The following is an 18,194-nucleotide window of genomic DNA, read 5'->3' as shown; positions in this document are numbered from 1 at the left end:
TAAATGAGAATAATATTTATACGTTCTAATCCAGTTGACCCTGATTCAAGAGTAGAAAAAGAAGTCAATACTTTAATAAAAGCAGGATATAATGTTGAAATTGTAGCATGGGATAGAAATGGTAATTATAGTCTAAAAGAATCTTATATTAATTTAGAGGCTGGTAAAGTTAAGATTAACAGATTTGGTATTTTATCTTCCTATGGTGGAGGTGTGAAGAATAACCTCCGTCCTCTAGCTATTTTTCAAGCAAAGCTATTTTTATGGCTCTGTAAAAATAAAACAAAATACGATATTATTCATGCTTGTGATTTCGATACTGCTTATACTTCTTTTAGGGTTGCAAAGCTATTAAAGAAAAAATTTATATACGATATCTTTGATTATTATGTTGATGCTTTTAATGTACCTAAGTATTTAAAGAGTTATATTGAAAAGAAAGATCAAAAGATTATAAATTCTGCAGACGGAGTTATTATATGTTCTGAAAAACGAAAAAAACAAATTATTGGGACAAATCCCAAAAGACTAGCTATAATTCACAATACACCAGCCAACTTAAAGATGAATATAAAAAGCCAAAAAATTGAAGGGGCTAGAATAAAGATAGCTTATGTAGGGATATTAGGAAACGGAAGATTTATAAAAGAAATTGCTGATATCGTAATAAACAATTCTAATTATGAACTTCATATTGGTGGGTTTGGAGAGTATGAGGGGTATTTTAATGAATTATCTAAAAAACATTCAAATATTATATTTTATGGTAAGTTATCTTATAAAAAAACATTAGAATTAGAGGATAGTTGCGACATTATGACGGCTATATATGACCCGATAATCCCTAATCATTTTTTTGCAGCGCCGAATAAATTCTATGAAGCTTTAATGTTAGGAAAACCACTATTAATGATAAGAAATACAGGTATGAGTGAAATCGTAGAGAAAGAATCTATTGGAGAATTAGCAGAATATAATTATGATAGTTTAGAGAAATCTTTATTAAAATTAATTAATAGAAAAGATGAATGGCCAATTATAGCAGAGAAAATGAAAAGAATGTACAAGGAAAGTTTTTCTTGGGGAGCTATGGAAAAAAGGTTATTGGATTTTTATAGGAATATATGAGGGTAATTTATGTTAAATAATTCCGAGGATGAGTTAATTAATGAGTTTATATGTAACTAAAAAGGTATCGAATAGTACAATGATTGTTTGGCTGATTTGTGTTTCATCTCTTGTTTTAACATTTTTTTCACACTATATCGGTGTTTCACTATTGACGATTATTAGTGTGGGTATTATGTGTACAGGTGTTTTTTTTCTTCCGAATAATAAAAAACTTGCAATTCTTTTCTGTGCTTTACCGTGGATTCAAGTTCTTAAAATCGATAGTACACAACCAACATTGTATCATTTATTGTTTTTTATTTTTGTTTTAGTTTTATTAAAAGATATAAAAAAGATAAATATTAAAATACTAATAATGATCATTACTTTTGTGATATATATTTTGTGTGTTAGACTATTAAATCAAAATGAAATGGAATATGGGGTACTACCATATATCTTGTCACTTATTTTTATGGTTCTTTTATTTCCTAATTTAAAACAGTATTATAAAGCAGATATATGTTTAGATATGTTTTCTCTGGGACTTATTACCGCTTTCATTGCTGAGAGACTTTATCGAGATATCCCTTCTATGAATGTCTATTTATCAAATGATACATATGCACATTCAGAAGCAGCATTAAGGTATGGAGGTTTATCAAATGATGCTAACTTCACAGCTATGCTTGTTTTAATCTATCTATGCTTTGTTGTAAGTTCGGTAGAAAATTTGAATTCAAGTAAAATTAGGAAGGTTTCAATCATATTATCATCTTTAGTAGTAATAATCTTCACTTTTTTTACAGTTTCAAAGATGTTCTTTTTAGGATTAATAATAATATCTGTGTTTGTTATTCTAAAAAAAATTAAAGATTATAAATTGAGTACAGTTGTTCAATATTTATTGACAATTGGTATTTTTATTTTCACTTCATATAAATTGGGATATTTTGATGGGATTATATATAGATTGAGCTTAGCGACGGATATCGAATCAATAACTACGGGTAGATCAAGTATATTAAGTCAATACCAACAGTTTTTATTTAGTGAGGGAGAAGTATTATTCTTTGGAATAGGTATGTATGACAGAGTTTATTATGAAGATAAATCAACACATAATACTATTATTTCTGCTGTTTATCAATTAGGTATAATGGGTATCCTGCTAATTTATATACCCCTTATGATATCCTTAATAAGGATGGCTGTATTATCGTTAGGAACTAATGTTACTAAAGTGAGTTTTTTGCCAATAATTATACTATTCTTATGTATGATGAGTCTTGACATTTTAATGTATGAAGGCCTGCCTCTTTTATTAGTGATTATAATTGTTTGTACTATGCAACAATCTACTGTGTCAAAAAGGAGGGATTCTCATGTCAAAGATTTCAGTAATTGTTCCGGTCTATAATACTGGGATGTTAGTAAAAGAGTGTTTAGAATCTCTTTTTAATCAAACATACAAAAATTATGAAATAATAATTGTTAATGATGGTAGTAATGATGATAGTGAACAGATCATACTTACTACCATAGAAAAACAAAATAATTGTAAATATGTATATCAAGAGAATAAAGGTCTTAGTTCTGCAAGAAACACGGGTCTTTTACATGCGGAGGGGGAATTTATTTCTTTTGTGGACTCTGATGACTGGGTTGAAAAGGAATTTTTGGAACATATGCTTTATGAAATAGAAAAATACAATGCAGATATCTGCATGTGTGGATATTATCAAAAGAGACGGAATATTGTTATGTCACAGATAATTCCAGAATACCGTTGCAGTAATCTTAATGATGAAAGTGCTCTAATCAACTTTTACTTCAATACTTTTATTGAAAATAAATATGGCATAATCTGTTGTAATAAACTATATAGAAAAAGTCTATTACAGCAGAGTTCTTTAAAATTCGAAAAAAATAGAGAGATATATGCAGAAGATTTATTGTTTAATAGTCGCTTAGTACTATCTGCTGATAAAATTGTTGAAATACCTAATACCTTGTACAATTATCGAATTCGAGAAGGATCAATTACACAAACTAAAAAAACACTATTAGAGACAAGATATGCTGAATTACTAAGAAGGATTGAACCAAGTATTATAAAATGCTTACCCAAGTATAATAAAATTTTAATAGCATTAATACAATATGAAGCAATAAATGTTATTGCAACAGAATCATTTAAGTATTCACGTAGTTTAAGAGAAATTTATAAGACTCTAAAAGTCTATAATATGGTTAGTGGAGATTTTTATAATCGATTAGAAGCTATTAATTCCGCAAAAAAAATGGTTAAAATCAACAAAAAAGAAATAGGTATATTCCTCTCTATACTTAATGTTATGGTTAAGACAAAAAAAATATTTTTAATAGCGGTAATATTCTGGCTAAAGGGTCTTATTATGGAAAAAAAGAGAAATGGACGAATTAATAGTTAGATATTAGTGTTAAATTCTTTTTAACTAAATGAAGAGATTTTATTAATTCTAACGATTATTTGAATCCCTTTTCTTAATCAAGTGTATCAAAAAGAAAGCGAGATTATTTTTTATGTATGCAGACAAAAAGAAAAACCTTTTTAAAAATACCATATTACTGTATATATTGGTTTTTTCATCCTATTTTTTTGCTTTTATTTCAGTTCCTTTCCAAACAAGGATATTGGGACCGGAATTTTATGGGAAGCTTGGATTTGCCTTAGCCTTTATGGCCTATTTTAGAGTATTAATTGACTTTGGATTTATACTGTCTGCAACTGAAGAAGTTTCAAGAAAACGTGATAACATAGAGGAATTATCAAAAGTAGTAATTGCAGTAAATATAATAAAGGTCATATTAACTACCTTTTCATTTGTTATATTAGTTCTTCTAATTGAAAACATTCCTAAATTTCAAGAGGATAGCCTTTTATATTACCTAGTATTTTTCTCTGTAATATCCGGTGCATTTTTCCCAGATTATCTTTATAGAGGTTTAGAAAATATGAAAACTATAACAATTCGAACGGTGCTTATTCAAGCATCTTTTGTTTTTTTATTGATTCTGTTTTTAAAAGATAAAGAGCAGTACTATCTAGTGCCAGTACTCACAACATTAGGGAATCTAGTAGCGTTAGTAGCAATATATATACATTCGATAAAAAAAATTGGTATAAGATTCATTAAAATTGATCATAGATATATATGGAAAATTTTTAAAAGATCAAGCTCTTTTTTTTACTCCCGTATTGCTTCATCAGTATATTCCTCGACAAATACATTTATTCTAGGTCTAATATATCCAGTTGGAAGTAATATAGTTGGACTATATAACGCTACCGATAAACTAGTGATCACTGCTAAAAGTGGTTTTTCGCCTATAGCTGATAGTTTATACCCATATATGGTTAAAAATCGGGATTTTAGATTAGTTAGAAAAATACTATATATTATTATGCCACCAGTAATTATCGGAAGTTTAATTGTCGGGATATACGCTGAAGAGTTAATGGGTTTTATATTAGGTGAAGATTTTAGAAGTGCGGGAAATATACTAAGAATGCTTATTCCTATTGTAGCTATGACACCAATTATATATATATTAGGATTTCCTGTTTTAACACCAATGGGACTTTCAAAACATGCAAATTTATCAATTATAATTGGTTCGCTTTTTCATATAATTGGTTTGGCTGTACTTTTATTCACAGAAAATTTTAGTGTTATTACAATATGTTATCTTACAATATTAACCGAGTTAATAATACTTATTTATAGAGTAGTACTAATTCGAAAGAAAAGATTTCTTTTATAGTTAGATGACATAGTTGTTTAGAAAAGTTTATTTAGAATCAGGGGATGGGATTAATGCGGGATTTATTAAAAAAAGTGTTACCTCACAAAATAATAAGATTTATGAGTCGTCTCAAACAAGGGAATTTCTTCTACTTTTTTTGGTTATTTCCTATCCAGAAGAATAAAATAGTTATATATAACTATACTGGAAAAGGTTATGGTGACAATGGAAAGTACTTAATAGAAGAGATAATTAATCAAGGTAAAAATTTTGATATTGTTTGGTTAACAAGGAAGGAAATAATGGAAACATCAAATTTCCCGTCGCAAATACGAGTTATAAATCATAGATCAATTAAAGCGTTATATGAATTAGCTACTGCGAAAATTTGGATTGATAACTGTAGAAAGACATACTACCCTCCTAAAAGAAACCAGCAATTCTATATTCAAACATGGCATGGAGGAATAGCGTTAAAGAAAATTGAAAGAGATGCGGAAAAGCAACTTCCTAGTTCTTACATTGAATGTGCAAAACAAGATTCAAAGATGGCAGATTTATTTATATCTAATAGTAATTTTTGTACGAATCTTTACAATTCGGCTTTTTGGTATAATGGTAAAATTTTAGAGTGTGGTTCTCCGAGATGTGATATTCTTCTGAAAAAAGATAATGGCGTTGTAGAAAAGGTTAAACGACATTTTAATATAAATAAAGATACAAATATCTTGATGTATGCACCAACATTTAGAGATCATGCAGATACAAAATTATATAAAATGGACTTTGCAGAGCTTATTAAGGTATTAAAAAAGAAGTTTGGAGGACAATGGAAGATATTAGTTAGACTTCATCCGAATATTTCTTCTAAAGATAATTTTATGAAGTATACATCAGAGATAATAAATGCAACAAATTATGATGATATGTATGAGTTATTAGCGGCAAGTAATATACTAATTACTGATTATTCAAGCACGATGTTTGAATTTTCATTCACGAAAAAACCAGTTTTTTTATTTGCACCAGATATTGAGTCTTATATTGAAGAAAGAAACTTTTATTTTGATATTCATTCTTTACCATATCCAGTGGTAGAAGGAAACAACGAATTATTTAACACTATAGTTAACTTTGATGAGAAAAAATATTTAAGTAACTTAACTAATTTCTTGGTTAAATTAAATATTTTTGAACAAGGAACTGCTTCAATTAAAGTTGTTAGAGCCATCGAAAAATTGGTTGAAGGTGAGTTATAACAAATATGGAAACTGATATTTTGACAATGATATCTTAAATCATGTGCTTACCATAATCAGTGTTATCAATTAGGTAACGGAAAGGAACTAGAAATGAAAAAGGTAATTACTTATGGTACTTTTGATTTACTTCATTATGGGCATATAAATATTTTAAAAAGAGCTAAGGAAAAAGGTGATTATTTAATAGTTGCTATTTCTACTAATGAATTTAACGAAAAGAAAGGGAAAATTTGTTACTTTTCGTATGAAGAAAGAAAGAAATTAATAGAATCTATTAGATATGTAGATTTAGTAATTCCAGAAAATAGTTGGGATCAGAAGGTTAGTGATATACAAGAGTTCAAGGTTGATTTGTTTGTGATGGGAGACGATTGGGAAGGGAAATTCGATTATCTATCTGACTATTGTGAAGTATTATATTTGAACAGGACACCTGAAATTTCTACAACCAAGATTAAAAATGAGTTAGCTTTCAATTTAAAAGTTTAAGTTGATTAATTAATCTAGGTAAACTTTAAACTACTTAGTAGGATTTTAATATCAAACTAACAAATAATACTAGCAGAATAATAAGGAGAATTAAATTCATATGAACATTTTAGTTTCTGGTGGTACTGGTTATATAGGTTCTCATACATGTATTGAATTATTAGATGCCGGGTACAATGTAATTCTTGCAGATAATCTATCAAATAGTAAAGTTGAAACTTTAGAAAAGGTAAAACAAATTACGGAAAAAGAAGTAAGTTTCTACAAAGTAGACGTTACTAATTACGAAGCTATTGAACTAATTTTTGCTAATCATAAAGTAGATGGGGTTATTCATTTTGCTGGTTTAAAAGCAGTTGGGGAGTCCTCTGAAATGCCTGAGGAATATTATTATAACAATCTAATGAGCACTATCGTTCTTGCCAAAGCTTGTCTTAAACACGGTGTGGAGAAATTTGTATTCAGTTCATCTGCTACTGTTTATGGTGAAAATAAAGTACCTTTTAAAGAAACAATGAATCTTCTACCAACAACTAATCCATATGGTGAAACAAAAGCCATGTGTGAAAAAATCTTAACAGATATCGCAAAAGCGAATCCGGATTTCTCAGTATCAATTCTACGATACTTTAACCCTGTCGGGGCACATAAAAGCGGCTTAATTGGTGAGGCTCCTAACGGTATTCCGAATAATTTAATGCCATATATAACTCAAGTGGCAAATGGTAAACTTGATAAGTTAAGAATTTTCGGAAATGATTATCCTACTGTTGATGGCACAGGTGTTAGAGACTATATTCATGTTATGGATCTGGCAGAAGGGCATGTGGCAGCATTAAATAATCTTACTGAGGGTGTCCATATTTATAATTTAGGTACAGGAAAAGGCACTAGTGTATTGGAATTGGTAAATGCCTTTGAAGAAGCCAACAATATAAAGATTTCATATGAAATTGTAGATAGAAGACCAGGAGACATAGCAGCCTGTTATGCTGATGTTTCAAAAGCGGAAAGAGAACTTGGCTGGAAGGCTAAACGTAATCTTGTATCGATGTGTCGAGATGCTTGGAGATTTGAAAAGAACTATCAAGAGGATAAGGAAGAAGAATTAACTTATACAGGTAATGCTATTATTCCAAAGTGACTATCTGGAAAACCATTAAATAATAATTAAATACATCTCTAACACGTCTATTACAGGTATACTGGAATAGGCTTTTTTAAATTTGTACATTTATTAAGGACACTTAAAATTGGCCCAATCTGTTCAATGCTGAACCGATTGGGCTTATTTAGTTATTTTTATGAAAGGAAGATAAATATGCAATTAAAAAAACAGGAATTCTTAGAAATCTTACAATACGCCTACAGCAAAGGCAACGAACAGAACATCACAACGCAAGAACTTGTAAATGAATTAAAGAATCAATTGCAAAGCATAATTGAGCATAATAAAAGAGGAGTGGAGTAGAGTTAATACTAGCTTCATTCCTCCTTTTTTGTAATAATATCTCCTCGAATATATCAACTACATTAATTTCAAGTCCATTTCTATTTTCGAAAACAATAATACAGTGAACAGTTTGTAAAATCAAAAAGAAAAAGGAAGTGTCTTTCCATAAAGGTACCGCTGCGTTTGTGATAGAAAAATAAAACATCTATTTTATTCGACAAAATTTTTGCATTTTCAGAAAATTGATGATAATATATCGATATATTATTTTTCTATTAGATAGAGAAAGGCGAAATTATCTCTCTTTTAATCTAATTATTCAGAATATTTTAATAATAAACTAATTATAGGAGTGGGAAAGTATGAGCAGAAAAGAACATTTCATCGAACTTATGTATAAGGCATCTACCGGTATAGCGAATGCGGTATTGGTCACTCTTGGGATTGGTTTATTATTTGAATCCATTGGTGGTTATCTTGGCTGGGAGATGTTTATGACAATCGGAGGAGCAGCAAAAATGCTCCTAGCGCCGGCATTGGGGGCAGGTATCGCTTATCAGCTTGGCGGTAATTCACTTGTGATTTTCAGTGCGATGGCATCGAGTACTGTCGGTGGCGCAGCGATTCAAAAAACAGCAGAAGGTTATTTTACAATCGTAACGGGACAACCGATTTCAGCGGTATTAGCCGGTTTAATTGCTACATATGTCGGCATAAAGCTGACTGGTAAAACGAAGTTGGATATTATGGCAATTCCGTTAGGGGCAGTCTTAATTGGCGGCGTATCAGGCGTTGGATTAGCAGCTGTGACGACACCATTATTAACATGGTTAAGCGCACAAATCACAGCATCAGTGCAAGGTTCACCTGTGATTGGTTCAATTGTCATCGCGCTTGTGTGGAGTTTACTGTTAATGACGCCAGCATCTTCAGCGGCTCTAGCAATAGCATTGCAGCTTGACCCGGTTTCGAGCGCAGCGGCTTTAATCGGCTGTACAGTACAATTCGTCGGATTCACAGTCATGTCACGTAAGGATAACGACCTTGGAGGGATTTTAGCACAAATTGTCGTAACACCGAAAGTACAATTTCCGAACTTAATCAAAAAGCCGATATATATCATTCCTCCGTTTGTTGCAGCAGCGATCTGCGCACCAATCGCAACAATTATGTTTGATTTCCAAGTGCCATACGAGCTTGGCGGCATGGGACTAAGCTCATTGATTGCACCAATCAGTGTCGCAACAACACAAGGATTTTCCGTATTCTTCATTTATGTGGCAGTCGGAATGGTACTTCCGGCTATCATTACACTTGGCTTACACCGCGTGTTAAAAATGATGGGCAAAGTCCAAGTCGGCGATCTTCATTTAAAAGTACAATAATAATAGAAGGAAAACAGCTTGGAGCGGAGGCTTCAGGCTGTTTTTTTTTACAATCTTGCAATTAGTTAAAAGGAAAAAATCTAGTGATGGCGAATAATAGCAATTGGTAATAAAATACAACCGGTATATGTAAGCGGTTACTATTGAATGGAGGATGATGAACAATTAAAGCAAATCGAATTGTTTTTGAAAACTCGATAGATGTTAATCCTCGTTTAGGTACCATCAAGTTTGACGATAAAAGAATGGCGCTCATATCAGCAGAAGCACTAGGATTTCTCAGGCGTGATTTAGTAACAACTTTAAATATGGAAAGGGCGAAAGGGTTCCTGCTTAGATACGGTTGGGTCAGCGGTCATAATGACGGTGAATCTTTAGTGAAAATGTATGAGTGGACGAGCAAGAAGGAACTGATTTTAGCGGGCACCTCTATGCATACGTTAGAGGGCGTGGTTACGGTAGAACCTGATATATTAGAAGTCAACGAAGATGAACTATATATGACAGGCTATTGGAGACATTCTTTTGAAGCGCAGGAGCATATACGTCATTTCGGATATAGTGATGAAGGCGTATGCTGGATGCTAATCGGTTATGCGACAGGTTTTTTAGCGGCGACATTCGGTAAAGAGGTAGTTATTTATGAACAATGCTGTGCCGGGAAGAAGGATGATTATTGTTATTTTGTTGCAAGAACGGTGGAGCATTGCGAACCGAAGCATCACGATATTCTTCGCTATTATAAACAAGAATCGCTAACAAGTGAATTTGATCGTATTTATAGTGAAGTCAAAATGTTAAATACGGTCATGAATAAATCGGAACAAGTGAATCAGCAATTAACGGATCTATTGCTGGAAGGTAAGAATATTCTTCATTTAATGAATGCATTAACGACTATGGTCGGAAAAAGCATAGTCATTGAGAGAGGGGGTGTCTATAAATCTATCGAAGCATGTTATGTGAACAAAGATGATGAAGCATTCTATCATCATTGGAGTAAGCAGTCGCAAAGGAAATTTGATGAGCGGATTCGTTCGTTCTCTATTAAAACGAAGGAGAAAGTGTTAGGGAGGCTCATTCTGATTAGCGATGAACCATTATCAATGGAACAAGAAAAAGTCATCGAACGCTCACTTTCTATTTTCTCCATTCAAATGCATACAGAAAGGACGATAGCGCAGTCTTTATGGGGCAAGAAAATCGACTTCTTTAACGAGCTACTGGAAGAGAGAGCGGATATAGCTGCTCTTTTAAGTAAAGCGCAACATATTTTTGAAATTGATGTCAATAAAAGTAATCGTGTCATTGTCTTGCATTGCTGTCCCCCAGAACAAATAGAAACTATTCAATTGTTACTGCAAACAGCTTTTCAGTCACATGATATTTTTATAAAAAAGGGCTATGTAGTTATTATTATGGAAGAGCAGCCATGCCTGGAAACACATATGTTGAAAATCGAAACATTCATTTTACAACACTTTAATGGTCTGAAAGTTTATATGGGAGCTGGCAGACTTTCCACATCTATTGAAGGAATCGGCGAAAGCTATTGTGATGCTTTTCGTATTTGTGATTTCTTGCGTTGCGCCTACCCAACAAAAAGCAAATTTACAACATATGAACAGTTGGATCCGGTGATGTTGGTCTTGAGAAGCACCGAGCCAAAACCATTGATTGCCTTTTATCAAAAAATATTGGGCAAGTTAGTCACCTACGATGAGGAAAATGAGGCAAGTCTGATCCAAACTTTACGAACATATCTTGAAAACAATGGAAATGTAAATTGTACCGCAAAGGAATTAAATTTATCGATTCCGGGTTTTCGCTACCGGCTGGAAAAAATAGAATCATTACTCGATAGTGATTTAAGGACGGGAAGCGGCAGGTTTCAATGCCAAATGGCTATGCAAGTTCATTTAGCAATGCTTTCAACAAGCCAAAAAAACGGGAAATGACTACCCGTTTTTTTTTGTGCTGCCGACTGATGATGCACTTTCATTTTTGAAAGTAAAACGGAAAAACACCATACATTTTGGTAATTAAAATAAAATGCCATATCTACTATGATTAACATGAAAACAGAATATCTATTGTAGAGGAGGCTGATCGAAGTTGACTGTAAAACAAAAAGTATCAAAGCCGTTAACTGGCCAAGAGTACTTGGAAAGTTTGAATGATGGACGCGAAATTTGGTTGCATGGAGAAAAAGTGAAAGATGTGACGAGTCATCCGGCTTTCCGAAATTCAGCACGTTCCATTGCCAGATTATATGATGCTTTGCATGATCCGAAGTATAAAGATGTGTTGACGAAAGAAACAGATACTGGTTCCGGTGGCTATACGCACAAATATTTCCAAGCAGCCCGAAGCGCCCAAGATTTAATTGAATCAAGAGATGCCATCGCCCAATGGACACGATTGACATATGGACAAATGGGCCGAACACCTGATTATAAAGCTTCCTTTTTAGCGACACTAGGAGGCAACCCCGATTTTTACGCTCCATTCACAGAAAACGCGAAGTTTTGGTATAAAGAAGCGCAAGAAAAGAATTGGTTTTTCAACCATGCTATTATCAATCCGCCAGTCGATCGACATAAAGAGGTGCACGAAGTATCGGATGTTTTTGTGCGTGTTGAAAAAGAGACAGATAAAGGTTTAATTGTAAGCGGTTCAAAAATGGTAGCGACAGGTTCTGCATTAACCAATTACAACTTTGTCGGTACATATGGTTTGCCAATTAAACAGAAGAATTTCGCAGTTGTCTTTATAGCGCCGATGGATGCCCCAGGCGTGAAATTGATTAGCCGTTCCTCTTATGAAATGACATCGGCAGTTATGGGAAGTCCATTCGATTATCCGTTAAGCAGCCGATTTGATGAAAATGATGCAGTGCTTGTGTTTGAGAATACATTAATCCCTTGGGAAAACGTACTTATCTATGAAGATATGGAAAAAACGACTTCCTTCTTTGTCAAAAGTGGCTTCATCAATCGTTTTACGTTCCAAGGCGTTACGAGATTGGCAGTTAAATTGGATTTTATTATCGGCGTCTTAATGAAAGCGCTTAAAACAGCGGGGACAGATGTCTTTAGAGGTGTGCAGGCAAATGTCGGGGAAATCATTGCTTGGCGTCATATGTTCTGGTCGTTAAGTGATGCGATGGCCTTGAATCCTGAAAAGTCCGCTAATGGGACAGTGATTCCGAATATGAACGGCGGGTTGGCTTACCGGATATTCATGCAAGAAGGATGGCCGAAAATTAAAGGCATCATTCAACAAATCGTTGCGGGCAATCTAATTGTGCAGCCTTCAAGTGCAAGAGATTTCTTAAATGAAGATTTCCGTCCGACACTTGATAAATTATACCGCGGATCAAACGGCATTGAAGCGGTTGATAAAATCAAGGTCATCAAGCTGCTGTGGGATGCGATCGGAACGGAATTTGGCGGCAGAAGCGAGCTTTATGAAAGAAACTATGCAGGCAACCACGAAGATATTCGGATACAAACATTGTTTGATGCGCAAGGTTCAGGTAAGGCAGAGGAATTCATGGCTTTTGCTGAAGAATGCATGAATGACTATGACCTTGAAGGCTGGAAAAATCCAACTTGGATTAATCCGGATGATATCAATTATTTTACTAAATAATAGGGGGGAATTAGAATGGGTAATCTTGATGTAGCGCAATTGGCGCATGTTGAGTTGTATTCACCAAAACCGGAGGAGTCAGTCAAATTTTTCACAGAGTTAATGGGATTGCAAGTGACAGCTAGGGAAGGACAGTCCGTTTATTTACGGGCATATGAAGACTTTTACCATCATACATTGAAAATTACTGAAGCGAAGGAAGCTGGAATGGGGCATACGGCTTGGCGAGCAAGTTCGGAAACAGCGCTTCAGCAACGTGTGCAATCACTTGAAAAGAGTGGATACGGCAAAGGCTGGATTGACGGCGACTTAGGACACGGAAAAGCGTATCAATTCCAAACTCCGGATGGTCACAATCAAGAGATTTTATGGGAAGTCGATTATTATCAAGCGCCGGATGATCAGAAAACTTTATTGAAGAGTCGCCCTCAAAAACGCCCGAATGTAGGTATTCCGGCACGACGACTAGATCATGTTAATTTAATGTGCAGTGATGTGACTAAAAACAAGCAGTTCATGTCTGAACAATTAGGGTTTAAACTGCGTGAACATATCGTGTTGAATGATGGTTCAGAAATCGGGGCATGGATGAGCGTAAGCCCGCTTGTGCATGAAGTGGCTTTAATGGCAGACCAAAGCGGCGGTAAAGGTCGTTTCCACCATATTGCTTTTTGGTATGGTTATCCGCAGCATTTAATGGATTTAGCTGATTTATTTGTTGAAAATAATGTAAAAATTGAAGCTGGGCCAGGTAAACATGGTGTCAGTCAAGCATACTTCATGTACGTATTTGAGCCGGGCGGCAATCGTGTGGAACTATTCGGCGACTCTGGCTACTTAATTTTTGATCCAGATTGGAAACCGATTCAATGGAGAGAAGATGAATTACAGGAAGCTGTTATCTGGTATGGTTCACCACTTCCGAGTGAATATTTCTTATACGGGACGCCGGATATTTCTAAAGTGACGGTTAAGTAGATGCTCATTTCCCAAGCTGGTAGCCTCAAGTTGTCGCAATGTATGTTATCCATTGGTTCGTTTGACGGTGTCCATCTTGGTCATCAATCGGTTATACGTCAGATGGTGGAAAGAAGTCGGGTCGAAGGAGTGCCAAGCGTGGTGTATACCTTCGATCCTCCACCTCGCGTTTATTTCAAAAGTGCTCGACAACTGACAACAATTGAAGAGAAAGCCGATAGAATCAGGCGTTTAGGGGTCGAACATCTTATTGTCGCTTCCTTTACAGCGAATTATTTAAATAGTAGTGTTATAGATTTTATTCAAGAAATAAAAGAATTGAATCCTTCGGTAGTAATCGTCGGTTCGGATTTTCGTTTTGGGAAAAATAGAAGCGGCGGTTTAGATGATTTGCGTGCGCATTGTAAAGTGCAAATTGTTCAATCGGTTTGTTGCAAGGAAGGGAAAGTGATTTCGTCGACGCGCATCCGGGATCTATTGTCTAAAGGAGATTTTCTGAAGGCCTACACATTATTGAATGGTGCAGAAATATAGAGTCGCATTCAGGGGAGGGGCTGAATATGAATATTCAATTATATGCGGATTATTTATTGGAAGCAGAAAAAACCAAGAGACCGATTGAACCGATCTCTGTAGCCACCGATCAAATAACAGTTGATGATGCCTATAGTATCCAATTAGAGCAAATTCGTCGCAAAGTAGACGAGGGGGCTGTTGTTGTCGGGAAAAAAATCGGACTGACTAGTGCTGTGATGCAGGAAATGTTTCAAGTGAATGAGCCGGATTACGGGCATCTGCTGAATACGATGATGGCAGTTGACGGTGATACGATTTCACTGGATTCTCTTATACAACCTAAGCTGGAGTTCGAAATTGCTTTTGTTTTGAAAAGTGATCTGAAAGGAACTTCCATTACCGAAGAGGATGTCGTTGAAGCGACGGATTATATCGTGCCAGCTCTCGAGGTGATTGACAGCCGAATCGTTGATTGGAAAATTACTTTCGAGGATACAGTCGCGGATAATGGTTCCTCTGCTATGGCCATTATTGGCGGAAAGCCAACAAAACTTGAAGCTGTTGATTTGGAACACATTGGGATGGTTGTTTCTCGAAACGGAGAGTTTCTGGATTGTGCCGCTGGCGGAGCAGTGATGGGCAATCCGATTCGTGCTGTTGCTTGGTTGGCCAATGCCTTGGGCAAGTATGGCATCGGATTGCATGCCGGGGAAATTGTTTTATCCGGTGCGTTGTCGGCTGCTGTACCGATTCAACACGGCGATACGTTTACAGCGGAGTTCGCACATATCGGTTCAGTATCGGCGTCTTTTCAACGGAAGGAGGAAAAGTGATGTCGAAGTTGAAAGTGGCTATTATCGGTTCCGGAAATATTGGAACAGATTTGATGTATAAAATTGAACGATCTGAACATCTGCAAATGAGCGTGATGGTGGGGGTTGATCCGGACTCAGAAGGACTGAAGCGCGCAAAAAATAGGGGTTACCATACGATTGAAACTGGTATTGAAGGATTGATAAAACGACCGGAGTGGTTCGATATTGCTTTTGATGCGACAACAGCTTATGCGCATCAGCAGCATAGCGAGCAAGTCCTAGCACTCGGGAAGAGAATAATCGATCTGACCCCAGCTGCAATCGGACCATTTGTCGTGCCAGCCGCTAATTTGAATGAACACCTTGATCAAAGAAATGTGAATATGGTGACTTGCGGCGGTCAAGCAACGATTCCGATTGTATATGCCATTAATGCTGTGATTCCGGTTGCGTATGCTGAGATTGTAGCGACAGTCGCTAGCAAAAGTGCTGGTCCGGGCACAAGGGCGAATATTGATGAATTTACTCGTACAACGTCTCGTGCCATTGAAAAAATAGGCGGTGCAAAAAAGGGTAAAGCCATCATCATTTTAAATCCTGCCAATCCTCCGATTATAATGCGTGATACTGTACATGTTTTGGTGGAGGAAGTAGGGAAGGAACAGGAAGTCATTGCTTCTATCAAAAATGTGTTGGCAAAGGTACAGCAATATGTGCCTGGATACCGAATGCGCGGGGAGCCTATTTTTGACGGCAAAAAGATTTCTGTCTTTTTGGAAGTTGAGGGAGCGGGGGATTTCTTTCCGACTTATTCCGGTAATTTGGATATTATGACTGCGGCTGCGGCTCAAGTAGCCAATGAAATGGCAAGCCAGCTGATTAAAGAGGAGGCCCGACATTAGATGAAGCAAGAGATAACGTTGTTAGATGTGACATTACGTGATGGGAGCCATTCGATGCGCCATGCTTTTACGGAAGAACAAGTTCGTCAAGTAGCGCGGGGCTTTGAGCAGGCTGGTGTAAAGTACTTTGAAGTGTCACACGGGGATGGGCTAGGAGGTTCTTCTTTACAATATGGTTTTTCTACGGTAGATGAACTGAAGCTGATTGAAGCGGCGAGCGAAGAATGCAAGAATGCGAACATTTCAGTCTTAATTTTGCCCGGGATTGGATTGAAGGAAGATATGGAGGATGCCAAGAGAGCCGGAGCGAAGATGGTGCGCGTGGCAACGCATGTGACGGAAGCAGATGTCGCCAAACAGCATATTCATCTAGGGCGGAATCTTGGTCTTAAAACAGTGGGCTTTCTAATGATGGCGCATATGGCTCCGACTGCAACGCTGGTGCAGCAAGCAAAGTTATTTGAGAGCTACGGGGCGGAAATTGTCTATGTGACAGACTCTGCAGGCGCATTGCTGCCGCATGAAGTGAAAGAGAAAGTGTCTGCCTTGAAAGAGAATCTTTCTTGTGAAGTCGGGTTTCATGCTCACAATAATTTATCATTAGCAATGGCAAATTCAATGGCTGCTGTTGAAGCGGGAGCGACTTATATAGATGGAAGCCTGCGCTGTTTAGGGGCTGGAAGCGGAAATACACAAACCGAAGTAATGGTGGCAGTGTTTGAACGACTGGGGTACGAATCGGGAATCAAATTATTTCCGATTATGGATGTGGCCAATGAGGTTGTGGCTAAATTTATGCCGCGCCCTCAGGAAATTACAGGATCAAGTCTAATGATGGGCTATTCAGGTGTTTATTCTAGTTTTCTATTATTTACACAAGAAGCAGCGAAGCGCTATAACGTGGATGAGCGAGACATCTTACTTCAATTAGGCAAGATGCAGGCTGTCGGCGGTCAAGAGGATTTGATTTACGAGGTGGCTAGAGAACTGGTAGCAAAAAATGTAATTACGAAATGAATTGGGGGAATAGTATGCTGCAGACTTATACAATTGATAGTATTGCGTATGAACTATTCAAGGCGGAAAAGGAAGTTTATGAAGTGACGAAGTTTGTTGATCGCTACCCAGATTTAAATATCGATGTGGCTTATGACATTCAAGACCGATTGATTGATATAAAGTGTGCCGAAGAAGCGACGAAGATTGTCGGTAGAAAACTGGGGCTGACAAGTCGGGCGAAGCAGGTAATGATGGGTGTACATGAACCGTCATATGGTGTTCTGTTAGAAAATATGAAACTGCCTCTGGATGAGCCAATCTCTTTGAAACCGCTTATCCATCCGAAAATAGAGCCGGAAATCGCCTTCGTTTTTAAGAAGGATCTGGCAGGTCCGGTTGTAACAGTAGCGGATGTGTTAGAAGCAACAGCATATGTAGCGCCGGCAATGGAGATTATCGATAGCCGCTATCAGAACTTCCAATTCACTTTGGCAGATGTAATTGCCGATAATTCTTCGTCATCACGCTATTTTGTGAGTGAGAAGAAATACAGTGTTGAAGAAGTTGATTTACGTCTGATGGGCTGTGTGTTTAAGAAAAACGGGGAAATTATTGCGACAAGTGCTGCGGCATCTGTGATGGGGCATCCGGCGCGAGCGATAGCTTGGATGGCTAATAAGTTATTAGCTAGGGGGCAAAGCATTAAGGCAGGGGAACTCGTATTGAGCGGAGCATTAACAGGTGCAGCAACAATATCGGAAGACGATACATTCTCGGTCAGTTTTGATGGAATGGAGCAAATTGCTGCTTCATTTGTTAAATAGCGTTACATACGAAAGGGG

17 protein-coding genes are annotated in these 18,194 nt (G+C 36.2%); all 17 read left to right on the top strand.

Annotated elements, in window-relative coordinates:
* The first annotated feature begins 3 nt into the window (after positions 1 to 3).
* The 17 genes from IEO70_RS02020 to IEO70_RS01940 all read left to right on the top strand — a co-directional run bounded on the left by IEO70_RS02020 (position 4) and on the right by IEO70_RS01940 (position 18,176).
* A complete protein-coding gene (locus tag IEO70_RS02020) occupies positions 4 to 1,128 on the top strand; it encodes a glycosyltransferase family 4 protein (protein WP_190996693.1) in 1,125 nt (374 codons plus the stop codon).
* 40 nt (positions 1,129 to 1,168) lie between these two features.
* On the top strand, positions 1,169 to 2,530 hold the full coding sequence (locus tag IEO70_RS02015) for a hypothetical protein (RefSeq protein ID WP_190996692.1): 1,362 nt from the start codon (positions 1,169 to 1,171) through the stop codon (positions 2,528 to 2,530).
* Positions 2,496 to 3,563, top strand: coding sequence for a glycosyltransferase family 2 protein (locus IEO70_RS02010; RefSeq protein ID WP_190996691.1), 1,068 nt, complete (start codon positions 2,496 to 2,498; stop codon positions 3,561 to 3,563). The genes IEO70_RS02015 and IEO70_RS02010 overlap by 35 nt, the downstream gene beginning before the upstream one ends.
* A 112-nt stretch (positions 3,564 to 3,675) precedes the next feature.
* Positions 3,676 to 4,917, top strand: a complete 1,242-nt coding sequence (locus IEO70_RS02005; RefSeq protein WP_190996690.1) for an oligosaccharide flippase family protein — start codon at positions 3,676 to 3,678, stop codon at positions 4,915 to 4,917.
* 53 nt (positions 4,918 to 4,970) lie between these two features.
* The gene (locus tag IEO70_RS02000; protein ID WP_190996689.1) at positions 4,971 to 6,158 is read left to right on the top strand and encodes a CDP-glycerol glycerophosphotransferase family protein; all 1,188 of its coding nucleotides are present in this window, start codon (positions 4,971 to 4,973) and stop codon (positions 6,156 to 6,158) included.
* 93 nt (positions 6,159 to 6,251) lie between these two features.
* The gene (gene tagD, locus IEO70_RS01995) at positions 6,252 to 6,650 is read left to right on the top strand and encodes a glycerol-3-phosphate cytidylyltransferase (protein WP_190996688.1); all 399 of its coding nucleotides are present in this window, start codon (positions 6,252 to 6,254) and stop codon (positions 6,648 to 6,650) included.
* 100 nt (positions 6,651 to 6,750) lie between these two features.
* Positions 6,751 to 7,794, top strand: coding sequence for a UDP-glucose 4-epimerase GalE (gene galE / locus IEO70_RS01990; protein WP_190996687.1), 1,044 nt, complete (start codon positions 6,751 to 6,753; stop codon positions 7,792 to 7,794).
* A 177-nt stretch (positions 7,795 to 7,971) separates the two neighbouring features.
* Positions 7,972 to 8,121, top strand: a complete 150-nt coding sequence (locus tag IEO70_RS01985; protein ID WP_190996686.1) for a hypothetical protein — start codon at positions 7,972 to 7,974, stop codon at positions 8,119 to 8,121.
* Between the two features lie 344 nt (positions 8,122 to 8,465).
* Positions 8,466 to 9,488: a PTS transporter subunit IIC gene (locus IEO70_RS01980; RefSeq protein WP_190996685.1), complete on the top strand. Its 1,023-nt coding sequence runs from the start codon at positions 8,466 to 8,468 to the stop codon at positions 9,486 to 9,488.
* A 164-nt stretch (positions 9,489 to 9,652) separates the two neighbouring features.
* Positions 9,653 to 11,446: a XylR N-terminal domain-containing protein gene (locus IEO70_RS01975; protein ID WP_328820848.1), complete on the top strand. Its 1,794-nt coding sequence runs from the start codon at positions 9,653 to 9,655 to the stop codon at positions 11,444 to 11,446.
* A gap of 157 nt (positions 11,447 to 11,603) precedes the next feature.
* A complete protein-coding gene (locus tag IEO70_RS01970) occupies positions 11,604 to 13,142 on the top strand; it encodes a 4-hydroxyphenylacetate 3-hydroxylase N-terminal domain-containing protein (protein ID WP_190996683.1) in 1,539 nt (512 codons plus the stop codon).
* 15 nt (positions 13,143 to 13,157) lie between these two features.
* Positions 13,158 to 14,120 carry a catechol 2,3-dioxygenase gene (locus tag IEO70_RS01965; RefSeq protein ID WP_190996682.1) on the top strand — a complete coding sequence of 321 codons (963 nt, stop codon included), beginning with the start codon at positions 13,158 to 13,160 and terminating at the stop codon, positions 14,118 to 14,120.
* Between the two features lie 42 nt (positions 14,121 to 14,162).
* Positions 14,163 to 14,654, top strand: a complete 492-nt coding sequence (locus tag IEO70_RS01960) for an FAD synthetase family protein (RefSeq protein WP_235973455.1) — start codon at positions 14,163 to 14,165, stop codon at positions 14,652 to 14,654.
* Positions 14,655 to 14,680: 26 nt separating this feature from the next.
* Positions 14,681 to 15,469, top strand: a complete 789-nt coding sequence (locus tag IEO70_RS01955) for a 2-keto-4-pentenoate hydratase (RefSeq protein ID WP_190996680.1) — start codon at positions 14,681 to 14,683, stop codon at positions 15,467 to 15,469.
* Positions 15,469 to 16,353 (top strand): acetaldehyde dehydrogenase (acetylating), encoded by an 885-nt coding sequence (locus tag IEO70_RS01950; RefSeq protein ID WP_190996679.1) that lies wholly within the window; start codon positions 15,469 to 15,471, stop codon positions 16,351 to 16,353. The genes IEO70_RS01955 and IEO70_RS01950 overlap by 1 nt, the downstream gene beginning before the upstream one ends.
* A complete protein-coding gene (gene dmpG / locus IEO70_RS01945; protein WP_190996678.1) occupies positions 16,354 to 17,370 on the top strand; it encodes a 4-hydroxy-2-oxovalerate aldolase in 1,017 nt (338 codons plus the stop codon).
* A 14-nt stretch (positions 17,371 to 17,384) separates the two neighbouring features.
* Positions 17,385 to 18,176, top strand: a complete 792-nt coding sequence (locus IEO70_RS01940; RefSeq protein ID WP_190996677.1) for a 2-keto-4-pentenoate hydratase — start codon at positions 17,385 to 17,387, stop codon at positions 18,174 to 18,176.
* Positions 18,177 to 18,194 lie beyond the last annotated feature (18 nt).

This window comes from Peribacillus faecalis, assembly GCF_014712675.1.
Lineage (GTDB): Bacteria > Bacillota > Bacilli > Bacillales > DSM-1321 > Bacillus_AD > Bacillus_AD faecalis.
The sequence above is the reverse complement of the archived record's forward strand: the minus strand, read 5'-3'. Positions and strand labels throughout refer to the sequence as shown.